At 33.5% G+C, this 13,726-nt stretch carries 13 protein-coding genes and 1 pseudogene; 11 read left to right on the forward strand and 3 right to left on the reverse strand.

Annotated features, from left to right (window positions below):
* Positions 1-5: 5 nt before the first annotated feature.
* The 8 genes from DZ64_RS0109615 to DZ64_RS0109655 all read left to right on the forward strand — a co-directional run bounded on the left by DZ64_RS0109615 (position 6) and on the right by DZ64_RS0109655 (position 5,271).
* Positions 6-254, forward strand: a complete 249-nt coding sequence (locus DZ64_RS0109615) for a YgaP-like transmembrane domain (RefSeq protein ID WP_024788277.1) — start codon at positions 6-8, stop codon at positions 252-254.
* Entirely contained in the window at positions 238-1,224 is a 987-nt protein-coding gene (purM, locus tag DZ64_RS0109620; RefSeq protein ID WP_024788278.1) for a phosphoribosylformylglycinamidine cyclo-ligase, read from the forward strand. The genes DZ64_RS0109615 and purM overlap by 17 nt, the downstream gene beginning before the upstream one ends.
* A complete protein-coding gene (locus DZ64_RS0109625; RefSeq protein ID WP_024788279.1) occupies positions 1,221-2,009 on the forward strand; it encodes a phosphatidylserine decarboxylase in 789 nt (262 codons plus the stop codon). Before purM ends, DZ64_RS0109625 begins: the two co-directional genes overlap by 4 nt.
* Before the next feature lie 16 nt (positions 2,010-2,025).
* On the forward strand, positions 2,026-2,613 hold the full coding sequence (locus DZ64_RS0109630) for a MotE family protein (RefSeq protein WP_236618760.1): 588 nt from the start codon (positions 2,026-2,028) through the stop codon (positions 2,611-2,613).
* Complete coding sequence (locus tag DZ64_RS0109635; RefSeq protein ID WP_024788281.1) at positions 2,576-3,292, forward strand: hypothetical protein; 717 nt, start codon at positions 2,576-2,578, stop codon at positions 3,290-3,292. The genes DZ64_RS0109630 and DZ64_RS0109635 overlap by 38 nt, the downstream gene beginning before the upstream one ends.
* A gap of 38 nt (positions 3,293-3,330) precedes the next feature.
* Positions 3,331-3,888 (forward strand): DUF507 family protein, encoded by a 558-nt coding sequence (locus DZ64_RS0109640; RefSeq protein ID WP_024788282.1) that lies wholly within the window; start codon positions 3,331-3,333, stop codon positions 3,886-3,888.
* A gap of 85 nt (positions 3,889-3,973) precedes the next feature.
* Complete coding sequence (gene carA, locus DZ64_RS0109650) at positions 3,974-5,095, forward strand: glutamine-hydrolyzing carbamoyl-phosphate synthase small subunit (protein ID WP_024790361.1); 1,122 nt, start codon at positions 3,974-3,976, stop codon at positions 5,093-5,095.
* A complete protein-coding gene (locus tag DZ64_RS0109655) occupies positions 5,092-5,271 on the forward strand; it encodes a hypothetical protein (RefSeq protein WP_024788284.1) in 180 nt (59 codons plus the stop codon). Before carA ends, DZ64_RS0109655 begins: the two co-directional genes overlap by 4 nt.
* 8 nt (positions 5,272-5,279) lie before the next feature.
* On the opposite strand, the gene DZ64_RS12465 is transcribed toward DZ64_RS0109655, so the two are convergent.
* Both DZ64_RS12465 and DZ64_RS0109665 read right to left on the reverse strand, forming a co-directional pair.
* Positions 5,280-5,429 carry a hypothetical protein gene (locus DZ64_RS12465; protein WP_156919597.1) on the reverse strand — a complete coding sequence of 50 codons (150 nt, stop codon included), beginning with the start codon at positions 5,427-5,429 and terminating at the stop codon, positions 5,280-5,282.
* A 47-nt stretch (positions 5,430-5,476) separates the two neighbouring features.
* Positions 5,477-6,292: an exonuclease domain-containing protein gene (locus tag DZ64_RS0109665; RefSeq protein WP_024788285.1), complete on the reverse strand. Its 816-nt coding sequence runs from the start codon at positions 6,290-6,292 to the stop codon at positions 5,477-5,479.
* 100 nt (positions 6,293-6,392) lie between these two features.
* Here DZ64_RS0109665 and carB point away from each other — a divergent pair, with 100 nt between their 5' ends.
* Both carB and radC read left to right on the forward strand, forming a co-directional pair.
* Positions 6,393-9,662, forward strand: a complete 3,270-nt coding sequence (carB, locus tag DZ64_RS0109670; protein WP_024790362.1) for a carbamoyl-phosphate synthase large subunit — start codon at positions 6,393-6,395, stop codon at positions 9,660-9,662.
* Positions 9,663-9,666: 4 nt separating this feature from the next.
* A complete protein-coding gene (gene radC / locus DZ64_RS0109675) occupies positions 9,667-10,329 on the forward strand; it encodes a DNA repair protein RadC (RefSeq protein ID WP_024788287.1) in 663 nt (220 codons plus the stop codon).
* Here the strand turns inward: radC and DZ64_RS11215 are convergent.
* Positions 10,324-13,329: pseudogene (locus tag DZ64_RS11215) on the reverse strand (type I restriction endonuclease subunit R); the annotation flags it as partial. The gene radC and the pseudogene DZ64_RS11215 overlap by 6 nt on opposite strands.
* A gap of 51 nt (positions 13,330-13,380) precedes the next feature.
* Here DZ64_RS11215 and DZ64_RS11220 point away from each other — a divergent pair.
* On the forward strand, positions 13,381-13,726 hold a 346-nt coding region (locus DZ64_RS11220; RefSeq protein ID WP_173391338.1), incomplete at its 3' end, for a transposase.

Consider the following 13,726-nt stretch of genomic DNA (forward strand, 5'->3'; position numbering starts at 1 on the left):
GAAAAATGAAAGCTAAAAAATTTGCATGTGGCGAAAGACTTCAAAGATTTTTAATAGCGTTTATGATGCTTTTAATTTTGGGTTTGCTTGCAAAAGGATACAATTTAGCAGCACTTATTTTGCTTGCATTTATTGCAATAATGTTTGTTATTTACGGTGTTTTTGATTTTTGTCCGTCAACATGGCTGCTTAATAAAATTTTTGGAAGCTGTTACTGCGAATGTAAGGAAGAAAAAAATGAAAATCAGTTATAAAGAAGCGGGGGTTGATATTGACAAAGGAAACAGTTTTGTTGAAAAAATAAAACCTTTTGTAAAAGAGACGTTTAATAAAAATGTTGTCGGTAACATAGGAAGTTTTGCAGGAGCTTTCAGGCTTCCAGCCGGATATAAAAAACCTGTTTTACTCGGTGCAACAGACGGGGTCGGCACAAAACTAAAACTTGCGATTGACGCTAAAAAGTTTGATTGCATAGGAATTGATTTAGTTGCAATGTGTGTAAATGATTTAATCTGTAATTTCGGGGAGCCTCTTTTCTTTTTAGATTATTATGCAACAGCAAAACTCGAAGTAAATGAGGCTGCAGATGTGGTTAAAGGAATTGCCAAGGGTTGTAAACTAAGCGAGTGTGCCCTAATCGGGGGAGAGACTGCAGAAATGCCTGGAATGTATAATGAAGGGGATTTTGATTTGGCAGGATTTGCCGTCGGAATTGCAGAGGAAGACGAACTTAACCCGAAAGTAAAAGAAGGTGATATTCTTTTGGCACTGCCAAGCAGCGGAATACATTCAAACGGATATTCGCTTGTTAGAAAACTGTTTTTTGATAAATTAAACATGAAATTTGATGATGAAATTAACGGAAAAAAACTTATTGATATTCTTTTAACCCCAACAAGAATTTATGTAAAAGAATTTAAACAATTCAAGCCTCTGCTTCATGCTCTTGCTCATATTACAGGAGGAGGAATAGTTGAAAATTTCCCAAGGGTATTGCCTGAAAATTTAGAAGCAGTTGTTTACAAAGATAAAATAAAAGTGTTACCTATTTTTGAATATATGAGAAAATATATAGATGAAGAAGAGATGTTCAGAACGTTTAATATGGGTGTTGGAATGATTTTTGCAATAAGTGAAGAAAATGCGGATGAAATAATAAAAAACTCTGATGCTTATTTTATAGGAAAAATTCAACAAGGTAAAAAAGGAGTAAAACTAAAATGAACCCCTCCCGTTTTATTTCTAATATCGCAGTTAAAATAGCAACCACCTCTTTCCCTAAATTGATTCAATGTTTTATCAATAAAATGTATGTTAAGTTTTATAAAATAGATATGTCAGAATTTGAACCGGAAGATCCCTGTAAATATAAAACATTGAATAATTTATTTACAAGACATAAAAAATATACCGAGTTTTATGAAGAAGACGATATAGTCGTCAGCCCTAGTGACAGTGAAATCATTGCGCATGACGATATAGAAGAAAATCGGGTTTATCAGATAAAAGGAAAAGAATATTCCCTAAAAGAACTTATTCCTTATGATACAAAATTAAATAATGGGTATTTTATTAATTTATATCTTTCACCAAGTGACTATCATAGATTTCATGTTCCTATAGATTTGGAAATTGTGAGGGCTACATTTATCCCCGGTGAACTTAATCCGGTAAAACCGTCTTTTTTGGAAAAAGAGCTTGTATTTCCAAAAAATAAAAGAGTGGTTTTAAGATGCAGGGATTCTAAAGAAAGATATTTTTATATTGTTTTGGTGGGGGCTATGATAGTAGGGAAAATTATTTTAAATTTTGATGAAAAATTTCAAAAAGATTATAACGAGATTTTTGATATAGAATATGAAAAACCTTTAAAACTTAAAAAAGGCGATGAACTTGGAAGGTTTGAATTTGGAAGTTCAATTTTGCTGTTTTTCGGAAAAGAACATTTTAAATATTTAAATCAAAAAGATTATGTTGAAGTAGGAGATATTCTTGGGGAAATTTATTAAAAGTAAAAAATTAAAAGTGAAAAATAAAAAATTAAAAAATATTTTATTTACTGCTTTCACCTTTTTCACCATTTTTACTATTTTCACTCCTCTTTTTGCAGTTGACAATCAGAAACTTCTTGAGTGTTATGAGATATTTGACCAAAAAAAAGCAGAACTTGAAGCAGAGGCTGAAAAAATACTTGAACAAAAAGAGGCTCTTGAATCTTTGAAAAACACATATATGGCTTTAATGAAGAAAAAAGAGTCAAAACTAAAAGAAAAAGAAAAAGAAATTAATAACACTTTGCAAAAAATAGAAAATGAAAAAAAAGAAATTCAAAAATTAATAACTCAAAATCAAAAAATCCTTGAGCAAATAAAAAATGCAAAAATGGATAAAATTACCCAGAGTTATGCAAAGATGAGGCCAAAAAATGCCGCAGGCGTACTTTCCCAGATGAAAGAAAAAGACGCCCTTGAAATTATACAAAAACTTCCCCCTAAAAATGTCGCCAAAATTTTTTCAAAAATGGACCCAGCCAAAGCAGCAAAACTTACAGAAATGATGCAAAAAGATGAGAATAATGAAAGCACAAATACTTCTGACAACGGCGGGGGCTAAACATTTAATAGCAAAAGCCCTGTGTCAATATATAGATTTAAAAAAAAGAATTTATATTGCTTACGGTACAACAAACGAATATCTTTTATATCATTTAGGGATAAATACAGATACTTTATATGCCGCCGGGTGTAATGTAAGAGGCAAATTTAATGTGACTCAAAAAAGAGACAGGCCGATTGTGCTTGAAAACAGTAAGCCGATTGATATAAGCGGATTTGATATAACAAATAATGATTATTTTATAAAAGGTGCAAATGCTCTTTGGTATGAAAACGCTAAAAAGTGTGCCGCCGTAGCGGCTGCCGATAAAAACGGAGGAACTTATGGTAATTTTTATATAAAAGCTGCAAGCAGGGGTGCTAAAGTTATAATTCCTGTAGGACATGAAAAGCTTATTCCTTTTTTTAAAGAAACTTCTCAGGACGTAGATATTTCAACAGGTTCTAAAATTGCGATGCTCAGGTTTTTTTACGGGATGATATTTACTGAAATAGAAGCCTTTAAAACACTTTTTAATTTAAAAGCAAATATTATCTGTGCAGGGGGGATTTTTGATTCAAAAGGTGCGGTAGGTTTTGAAGTTGAAGGAGATGAAGTTAAAGCGGTAGTTGAATTTAGCAAAAAATATAATAATCTGTTTTTAGAAGAGAGTAAGCGGGTTGATTTTCAATTTTAAAGCTTCTTTTTTGATATAATTTTAAAAAAAGGTTTAGTATGCTGATAAAAGAAGCTCAAGTGCCTTTTCTTTCCAGAAAAATTGCATATGATTTATTAAATTCAGGATTTGTGAATTATCCCAAAGGCATTGATAATGCTATTAAAGAAATTGAAGATATTATAATGGATGATGCTTTATGGGAAAGGGAAATAGAAGATAAAGCCAGAGAAATATTAGCAAAACAGGAAGAAGAAAATGAATTTTTATTTTATGATGTTGACAGAAGAGAAGTGTTTAAACTTATAAAAAAAGAAATTGCAAATGAAGAGGGGTTTAATTTAAAAAGAGATGAAAGAATAGATGATTTGGCACATTTTTTGGTAAAAGAATTATGGGATAAAGAATTAATTGATTATGATGTAAGGGATGGAAAAATAAAAAATATTGTTTTTAAATCTATAATGGATTTTTTAAAAAGGGAAATTGAAGCAAGGGACGAAGTTTATAAAAAGCTTGAAAACTACAAAAGGCCTTTGGTTCCTGGAAGTGAAGAGTGGGAACTTGTATTTAACAGACTTTACGAGCAGGAGTTAAGAAAAAGAGGACTAATTTAGAGGTGAAAATAGTGAAAATGGTGAGTAGTAAAAAGTTGCCAAGCGGCTACGGTGAAAAATTAAAAGTGAAAAGTAAAGGTTTAAAATGAAAGTTACTGTTTTGCTGGAAAACGGAATGAGTTTTACTGCCCGCGGATTTGGGGCAGGCGGAACAAAAGTCGGGGAAATTGTGTTTAACACATCAATGACCGGCTATCAGGAAATCATTACAGACCCGAGCTATGCCGGCCAGTTTGTGGTTTTTACCATGCCTGAAATCGGGAATGTGGGGGTAAATAAAGATGACAATGAAAGTAAAAAAGCCTATCTTAAAGGTATAATTGTCAGAGAATATGTTGATAAGTGGTCAAATTTCAGGGGAGAGATGAGTCTGAACGAATTTTTAAAAGAGCAAAATATTCTTGGCATCAGCGAAATTGACACAAGGTTTTTAACAAAGCTTATAAGAAAAGAAGGGGCTATGATGATGATAGCCTCAAGCAAAATTCATAATATTCAAAAATTAAAAGAAATTTTAAATCAAACCCCCAGAATTGAAGAAATTGATTATATAAAAGAGGTAAGTACAAAAGAGGCTTATATTCATCCACACGGGGCATGGAACGATAAAGAGTTTAAATATAATCCTAAAAAAACAGATAAAAAAATAGCAGTACTTGATTTTGGGGTAAAAAGAAATATTTTAAACGAACTGACCCAGGCCGGAATGGAGTGTAAAGTAATGCCGGCTTCAACAAAGGCGGAAGAAATTATTGAAATGTATAAAAGTGGGGAAATTCAGGGGGTGTTTTTAAGTAACGGTCCGGGTGATCCTCTGATTTTGAACGAAATTCATAAAGAAATTCAAAAAATATTAAAAGAAAAAATACCGATGTTTGGAATATGTTTGGGACATCAATTACTGAGTATTTCTCACGGATACCCTACGTTTAAACTTAAATTCGGGCATCACGGGGGAAATCATCCGGTAAAAAATTATATAAACAGAAAACCTGTTGTGGAAATAACCGCTCAAAATCATAATTATAATGTCCCGGAAGAGATTGAGAAAATTGCCGAGGTCACACATAAAAATCTTTTTGACGGTTCAATTGAGGGTGTTAAATACAAAAATGAACCTGTTTTTTCTGTTCAGCATCATCCGGAAGCATCACCAGGGCCGCATGACAGTAAATATATATTTAAAGAATTTTATAATATGCTATGAAAAATTTTGATTTTATCCAAAAAATCCTTTTTGGAATTTTTGAACTGTTTTTATTATTTAGCGCTATAGTGATTTTAATAGCCACTTTTACAACTTCTCCTGTTATCTCTTTTATTGTTTTTATTTTTTTAATTTATCTTGTTTATTATTTGGCTTTGAAATATCTGTTTAATTAAAAAATCAATTACCAGCTTCCGCCTCCTCCACCGCCGCTTCCCCCTCCCGATGAATCGCTTCCCCCAAAACTTATTGATGAGCTTTCATTTGGAGAATAATTTTTTGTTGTTTCAAATGACGAATGTAAATTTTTATCTAGATTAAAAAATGAATCCATATCCCCTTCAAACCATAAAATTTGAGTGTTGAAATGTATGTATATTTTTAACCTTCTTCAAGTAATCTGTTAAATAATTTTAAAGTCGCTTTTACGTCTTCTAAAGCGTTATGATAATTTATATTTTTTCTTCCAAAAAAAAATGCTATCGCCTCTTCAAGACGGGGCATTTTCTTTTTTTCAAGCACTACAACGTCGGCGGCGTAATACATTGTGTCAAATATAGGAATATCAATTATGTTCGGATAATGATTAATTCTTTCAAGCTCTCTTTTCATTACGCCGAAATCATATAAAACATTATGTCCCACAACCATATCGAGAGAATTAAAAATATTTAAAATTTCATCTTTTTTTTCTTTAAAGGTCGGCTTGTCTTTCAGCTCTTCCTGAGAAATTTTATGAACGCCGAAAGCTTCTTCTGAAATTTTAGCTTCAGGATTTAGCAGTTCGTAAATTTCTTTTGTGCTCAAATCTTGCATATCCTGTATAACAATCGCATAAGAAATTACATATCCGGTAATATCGGTTGTTTCCGTGTCAAATCCCCCTATTTTTTTTATTTTATTTTCTTTTGGGGTTTTTTTTAAATCATTTATATAATATCTTAAAAAATCTTTACTTGAAAATGCTTTTTGTCTTGGAAACGGTTTGAAACGCTCCATTTTATTTTCTTCTTCTAAAACGACTGAAATTAAATAATCATTGTAATTTCTAAAAATTACATTTTCTTTTATATCTTCTCTTAGGCATTTTATTAAATATGTCTTATCATTTTTTAATTTCTCATATGCTTTTTTTCTTGTTTCTTTATTAAATACACTGGCCTTTCTTAAAGTCTCTGTTTTTGGAGGCAGATTCAAATTTATCCTTTTTTATAAAATTATAACATTTTCTACTTACCACTCAACATTCACCATTTTCACTTTTTTAAGATATAATTACATATAAAAAAGGTTTTTTATGCCAAAAAGAGAAGATATCCATTCAATCCTTCTGATAGGCTCCGGTCCGATTGTCATTGGTCAGGCTTGTGAGTTTGACTATTCGGGCGTTCAAGCGGCAAAAACTCTCAAATCTCTTGGTTACAGGGTCGTTCTTGTTAATTCAAACCCTGCTACAATAATGACTGATCCTGAATTTGCAGATGCCACATATATTGAACCGATTATCCCCGAAGTAGTGGCAAAAATTATTGAAAAAGAAAATATTGATGCAATTCTTCCTACAATGGGGGGTCAGACTGCCCTTAATGTTGCTATGCAAATGTACGAAAGGGGAATGCTTGAGGGGGTTGAATTTTTAGGCGCTAACCCGGAAGCAATTAAAAAAGGCGAAGACAGACAGGCTTTCAAAGAAGCGATGCTGAAAATTGGTATGGATTTGCCTAAAAGCAGATACGCCTATTCCCTTGAAGAAGCCGAACAGGCTGCAAAAGAAATAGGATTTCCGATTATAATAAGGGCAAGTTATACGCTTGGAGGGCTTGGAAGCGGTGTTGCTTACAATATGGAGGAATTTAAAAAACTTGCCAAATTCGGTTTGGAGGCAAGTCCTATAGGGGAGATTTTAATAGAAGAATCTCTTCTTGGATGGAAAGAATATGAGATGGAGGTTATCCGCGACAGAAACGATAACTGCATAATAGTGTGTTCTATTGAAAATATCGATCCGATGGGTGTTCATACAGGGGATTCCATTACTGTTGCCCCGGCTCTTACACTCACTGATAAAGAATATCAGAAAATGAGGGATGCATCTTTTGCAATACTTCGTGAAATAGGCGTTGATACCGGAGGTAGCAACGTTCAGTTTGCCGTAAATCCGGATACCGGCAGAATGATAGTAATAGAAATGAATCCCAGGGTAAGTAGAAGTTCCGCACTTGCAAGTAAGGCGACAGGTTATCCTATTGCGAAAGTCGCAACGCTTCTTGCGCTCGGATATACATTAGACGAAATTAAAAACGATATTACAGGAACTGCCGCAAGTTTTGAGCCTACAATAGATTATATTGTCACAAAAATACCACGTTTTACATTTGAAAAATTTCCTCAGGCCGATTCAACACTTACGACTTCTATGAAAAGTGTCGGGGAAGTAATGGCGATAGGAAGGACATTTAAAGAATCATTGCAAAAGGCGATTTATTCTCTTGAAACAGGTCTTGACGGATTTGAAAAAATTGACTGCGGCGAAGATGAGCTGATTAAAAACATAAGAATTCCAAATGATAAAAGGCTTTTATATATCGGTGAGGCTTTCAGAAGAGAAAAAAGTGTTGAGGAAATTTATGAAATTTGTAAAATAGACAGATGGTTTTTAAATCAGATAAAAGAAATAATCGAACTTGAAAAAGAGATAACTCTTGATATTTTAGAAAATGAAACTCTGCTAAGACGTGCCAAAACATACGGGTTCAGTGATACAATGCTGGCTAAATTAATAAACAAAAGTGAAGAAGATGTATATAAAGCAAGAAAAAAATTCGGAATTGAAATCGATTATAACGAAGTGGACACATGTGCGGCGGAATTTGACACAACTACAAGTTATTTATATTCAAGCGTAAATGTTACAAAAAACGTGCCGCCAAGAAAACCGGATTTTGATGATAAAAAAGTGTTAATCCTTGGAGGCGGTCCAAACAGAATAGGTCAGGGAATTGAATTTGACTACTGCTGTGTTCATGCAGCATTTGCCCTTAATGATTTGAGTGTCAAAACTATTATGTATAACTGCAACCCGGAAACTGTTTCAACAGATTATGACACAAGCGATGTATTGTATTTTGAACCTATTACGTTTGAAAGGGTCAGAAATGTGGTTGAACTTGAAAATCCACACGGCGTAATTGTTCAGTTTGGCGGTCAGACTCCTCTTAAACTTGCAAAACCTTTAACTAAAATAAATGCAAAAATAATAGGAACTTCCGCTGAGGTTATAGATACGGCGGAAGATAGGGAAAAATTTGCCGAATTTATTAACACTCTTGGATTAAATCAGCCTCAAAACGGCACCGCCTTTAAAAAAGAAGAGGCTTTTAAAATTGCAAATACAATAGGATATCCGGTACTTGTAAGACCGAGTTACGTTCTTGGTGGCAGGGCTATGAGAATTGTCTATAATGATGATGAACTTAATGAATATATGAGCGAAGCCGTAAAAGTAAGCGAAGATTCCCCGGTGCTTATAGATAAGTTTCTTGACAGGGCAATTGAACTTGATGTAGATGCAATTAGCGACACAAAAGATGTATATATCGGCGGGATAATGCAGCATATTGAAGAGGCAGGCATTCACAGCGGAGACAGCGCCTGTTCTTTACCTACTGTAAGTATAAGCGAGGAAAAAATAAAAGAAATAGAAAACGCCACAAAAAAGATAGCTCTAAAACTTGGAGTAAAAGGACTTTTAAATATCCAATATGCTCTGCATCGTGATAAACTATATTTGATTGAGGTAAATCCAAGAGCAAGCCGAACTGTACCTTTTGTATCCAAAGCCACAGGACTTCCTCTTGCAAAAGTCGCAACAAGGGTTATGTGGAATTTGGCATATAATCCTGAAATCAATAACGGGAAAGTTTTATTGGAAGCGCTTAATTTTTATGACAAATTTAATGTCGTAACATTTGACAGTAATGTGTATAAACCGAAAATTCATTCTCACATTGCGGTAAAAGAAGCGGTTTTTCCTTTTAATAAACTTACGGGGGCCGATTTAATATTAGGGCCTGAAATGAAATCAACCGGGGAGGTTATGGGAATAAGCTCAAGTTTTGGAGAGAGCTTTGCTAAATCTCAGCTTGCGGTTAAATTCAATCTGCCTAAAAACGGAAAAGTTTTTGTTTCCTTAACCGATTTGGATAAGGAATTTGCCCCTAAACTGGCCAGAAGCTTAAAAAATCTCGGATTTGACATTGTAGCCACAAGCGGAACATACAAAAAAATCAAAGATGCGGGAATTGAAGTTACAAAAGTTTTGAAAATAAGCGAAGGAAGACCGAATATTGTAGATATGATTAAAAACGAAGAAATAGTTCTTGTTATAAATACAAGCGACAATAAAGCAAGCAAAGACGACGCCAAAATCATAAGACGTGAAGTTTTAAACCAGGGAGTTCCGTATTTTACAACCATTGCAGCGGCATTCGCAGCCGTTGAGGCGATTGAATTTTTACAGACAAACGATATAAAAGTGGAATCTCTTCAAAATTATTTTAAAAAATAAAATAATGAGTAAAAAAATTTCACAACTGGAAAGTTTTGACAAACCTCGGGAAAAATTGCTTTCGAAAGGACCGGGTTTTTTAAAAGATTATGAACTGGTTGCTATAATCCTCGGCAGCGGAGTTAAAGGGAAAGATGTTATTAAACTTTCCCGTGAAATTGTTAAATTACTAAAAAACGATTTTAATTCGCTTACGGTTGAGAAATTAATGAATATCAGAGGACTCGGCATGGCAAAGGCCTCCACCATTATAAGTGCCATAGAACTTTCAAAACGCTATCTCATCAAGCAAAACAAAAAAATAACTTCTTCAAAAGACGTTTATGACGAGCTAAAAGAATACCGCAATAAAAAACAGGAATATTTTATAGCTATCTATCTTGACGGAGCAAATCATATCTGTTTTAAACGTGTTATTACAATAGGCACGCTAAATCAAAGCCTTGTGCACCCGAGAGAAGTATTTGCCCCCGCAATTGAACACAGGTGTGCGGGTGTAATCGTTGCCCATAATCATCCATCAGGGCAGTTGGAAGCGAGCGGGGCTGATATTTCGGTTACCAAAAGATTAAAAGAGAGCGGCAGACTGCTTGGAATTGAATTAATTGATCATCTTATTTTTACTCAAAATGGATTTTTAAGTTTTATTGAAGAGGAGATGTTATAACAATTCCCCTATACCTTTAAATTTTTCCACAAATGCGGATATTTTTTCAAACACATTTCTTTTTTTAGTAAGATATTCTGGGTTCAAAGGACTCATTTTAGGGAGTATTTCATTAAGTTCCGTTCCGTTTTCGCTTGCGTATTTTCTCTTTAGTGAAATATTAATATAGCGTTTAGCTGCTTCGGCGTTTAGATTTTCTTCATTTATTAAATTTTTGGCTTCTTCTTTTTGTTTTTGCTGGGCGAATTTGAAAAACGATTCTATAATTTCACTTTTATCTTTGAAACTGTTTAAATCGCTTTTATTTATAAATTCCACTATTAAGCCTTCTTTTGCACGGTTGCCGAGGCTTGCTCTTATAACGCGTTTAATTTCGTCTATAAGGGCGGATTTGTTTTTTTGGAGTTTATGTTTTTCAAAAATAAGCTCAAGTATATAATCGAGATTTATCTCCTGGGATTTTAATAAATCTATCTCGAATTCCACATCGTCCCAGTTTATATCTGATTTTTCTGCGTTTTTTCCGTTTTTTTGCACTCTTATCCAATCTCTTATATCATTGTATGTCGATTTATAATCCTGAATTTCTCTTTCGGGGAGTAAATGTATATTTTGAAGAGTTTTTATATCCTCATTGTTTAATCCGTATTCAATTTTTACGTTTTCAAGTGCGTTTTTATCGTTTTTATCTATATTTTGTAGTTGTTTAAGCGCAATAAATTCATCATAATTTTGAAGTATGTTTTCAAGTTTTAAATATTCTCCGAAAAGTTTAACAAATTCTTTTTTGTCGCTCTCTTTTTCAATTTCAGTAGGGTTTGGAAATTTTTGTTTTAGGCTTTTTACAATTTCTAAAAAACCTTTTTGTATTTTTCCGTTTTCTTCAAAACCTTCGATATATTCTCTGTAACTTTTTTCAAGCACTACATTTCTGGTGTTTTTATCCCCGAAAAGTGAAATGGCGTCTATTGTAGCCTGTTCTAAATCTCTAAACGTTATGATGTTTCCGAAAGGTTTGGTTGCATCATAAATCCTGTTTGTTCTTGAATATGCCTGAATTAATCCGTGATACCTTAAATTTTTATCCACAAACAGAGTATTCAATCGCGGAGCGTCAAAACCGGTTAAAAACATTCCCACAACTATCAATAAATCTATTTCGCCGTTTTTAACTCTTTTTGACAAATCCCGGTAATAATTTTGAAACGATTTGCCGTCGACTCCGAAATTTGTAGAAAACATTTGATTGTAATCGTTTATTGCTTTTGCCAAAAACTCTTTTGCACTTGAATTCATAGCCGACAACTCAAAACTTTCATCGGCAATTTCACCTATTGCGTCTTGTTCTTCGTTGGGGGCGTAAGAAAAAATTGTCGCTATTTTTAATTGATTATTTTTTGCGATTGAAATCGCATCTCCATTTTGTTTTTTATTTAGGAGTTGCGGTTTTAACCGCTTATTATCATTTATTCGCTTATTTTGTAACTCTTTAAATTTTTCGTAATACAATTTTGCCGCATCGATATTGCTAACGGCAAACATTGCGTTAAATCCCTTGCCGTTTTGTAAACGGTGTGTTTTTAGATGAAAGTTTTTCAAAATATACTCTGCTATTTCATTAATTCTCTCTGGATGTAAAAGCGCTTTTTTGTTTTCAAGCGCGCTTAGTTTTTTTTCATCTATTTCTTTTTCAAACTCTTTAAATTTAGGTCTGACGTCGTTGTAATCAACTTTAAATTTAAGAACTTTCTCATCGCGTATTGCATCGGTAATCACATAAGAATGAAGCTGACGGCCAAATACACTTGCCGTTGTTTCACTCCCGAGTGCGTTTTCAGGAAAAATTGGAGTTCCCGTAAATCCGAACTGATAATACTTTATAACTCTTTTTTTAAGATTTTTCTGAGCTTCACCAAACTGACTGCGGTGAGCTTCGTCGAATATAAAAACAACGTGTTTATTGTAAATTTCGAGATTTTTTTCAGTTTTTAGGAGATTATTTAGTTTTTGAATGGTGGTTACTACAATTTTATTGTCTTTTTTCTCCAAATTTCGTTTAAGTCCCGCTGTATTTTCAGAACCGTTTACGCTATCGGGTGAAAATCTCTGATACTCTTTCATTGTTTGATAATCAAGGTCTTTTCTGTCCACCACAAATAAAACCTTGTCTATAAAAGGAAGCTCTGTGGCAAGTCTTGCCGCTTTGAAACTTGTTAGTGTTTTACCTGAACCGGTGGTGTGCCAGATATATCCGCCCGCTTCAACACTTCCCCATTTTTTTGCATTATATGCTGAATTGATTTTCCACAAAATTCTCTCGGTTGCAGCTATCTGATATGGTCTCATAACAAGCAGGGTGTTGTTTACATCAAAAACCGAGTATTTTAAAATAATATTTAAAAGAGTGTTTTTTTCAAAAAAAGTGGCGGTAAAATCTTTCAAATCTTTTATCGGTGTATTGTCCGAAAGCGCCCAGTTCATTGTAAAATCGAAACTGTTTTTATCCCTTTTTACCGTGTTTGCAAAATATCTGGTATCCGTGCCGTTTGAAATAACGAAAATCTGCAAAAATTTATAAAGTGAACTTTCGGAGTTAAAACTCTCTTTTGAATACCTGTGAATTTGGTTAAACGCTTCGCGGATGGCAACACCCCTTCTTTTGAGCTCTATTTGCACCATCGGCAGGCCGTTTACCAAGATAGTTACATCGTATCGGTTTTTGTAATTGCCTCTTTGTTCAAACTGCCTTATAACTTGCACGCTGTTTTTTGATATGTTTTGTTTATCTACAATATAAATATTTTCTATATGCCCGTCGTCGAAAACAAAATCGTAAATATAATCGTCGTGAATTTTGCGGGTTTTTTCTATTATTCCATCACCGGGTTTATCAAGATATTCATCTAAAAACCTTTGCCACTCCATATTGCTAAATTTTACATTATTTAATGATTCTATCTGTTCTCTTGCATTTTCGAGCAGTTTTTTGGGTGTTTTTATATCAGGAGAGAAATTCCGTGTCAGTCAAGGTAAAATACAGACAGGACTGACATGGAGAAATTTAATTTTGACAAAGCAGTAAAAGATTTATTAGCAGGTAAAAAGATAGGTGGGAAAGATGGAGTATTAGCTCCATTAATTAAAGAATTGGTAGAAGCTGCACTTGAAGCAGAAATAGAATCTCATATTGCAGATGAAGTTTTAGAAGGTAAAAGAAATAGAAGAAACGGTTATAACAAGAAAACAGTTAAATCAACATCTGGAGAATTTGAATTAGCTACTCCAAGAGATAGAGAGGGTAGATTTGAGCCTCAAATAATAAAAAAACATCAAACAACGATAAGTGATGAAATAGAAGAGAAGATATTATCATTATATGCACTTGGAATGAGCTATA

The organism is Lebetimonas sp. JH292 (assembly GCF_000523275.1).
Classification (GTDB): Bacteria; Campylobacterota; Campylobacteria; order Campylobacterales; family Nautiliaceae; genus Lebetimonas.

Coding starts and splice junctions, on each gene's coding strand:
- DZ64_RS0109615 (WP_024788277.1), top strand. CDS start 6: ATGAAAGCTAAAAAATTTGCATGTGGCGAAAGACTTCAAAGATTTTTA.
- purM (WP_024788278.1), top strand. CDS start 238: ATGAAAATCAGTTATAAAGAAGCGGGGGTTGATATTGACAAAGGAAAC.
- DZ64_RS0109625 (WP_024788279.1), top strand. CDS start 1,221: ATGAACCCCTCCCGTTTTATTTCTAATATCGCAGTTAAAATAGCAACC.
- DZ64_RS0109635 (WP_024788281.1), top strand. CDS start 2,576: ATGAAAGCACAAATACTTCTGACAACGGCGGGGGCTAAACATTTAATA.
- DZ64_RS0109640 (WP_024788282.1), top strand. CDS start 3,331: ATGCTGATAAAAGAAGCTCAAGTGCCTTTTCTTTCCAGAAAAATTGCA.
- carA (WP_024790361.1), top strand. CDS start 3,974: ATGAAAGTTACTGTTTTGCTGGAAAACGGAATGAGTTTTACTGCCCGC.
- DZ64_RS0109655 (WP_024788284.1), top strand. CDS start 5,092: ATGAAAAATTTTGATTTTATCCAAAAAATCCTTTTTGGAATTTTTGAA.
- DZ64_RS12465 (WP_156919597.1), bottom strand. CDS start 5,429: ATGGATTCATTTTTTAATCTAGATAAAAATTTACATTCGTCATTTGAA.
- carB (WP_024790362.1), top strand. CDS start 6,393: ATGCCAAAAAGAGAAGATATCCATTCAATCCTTCTGATAGGCTCCGGT.
- radC (WP_024788287.1), top strand. CDS start 9,667: ATGAGTAAAAAAATTTCACAACTGGAAAGTTTTGACAAACCTCGGGAA.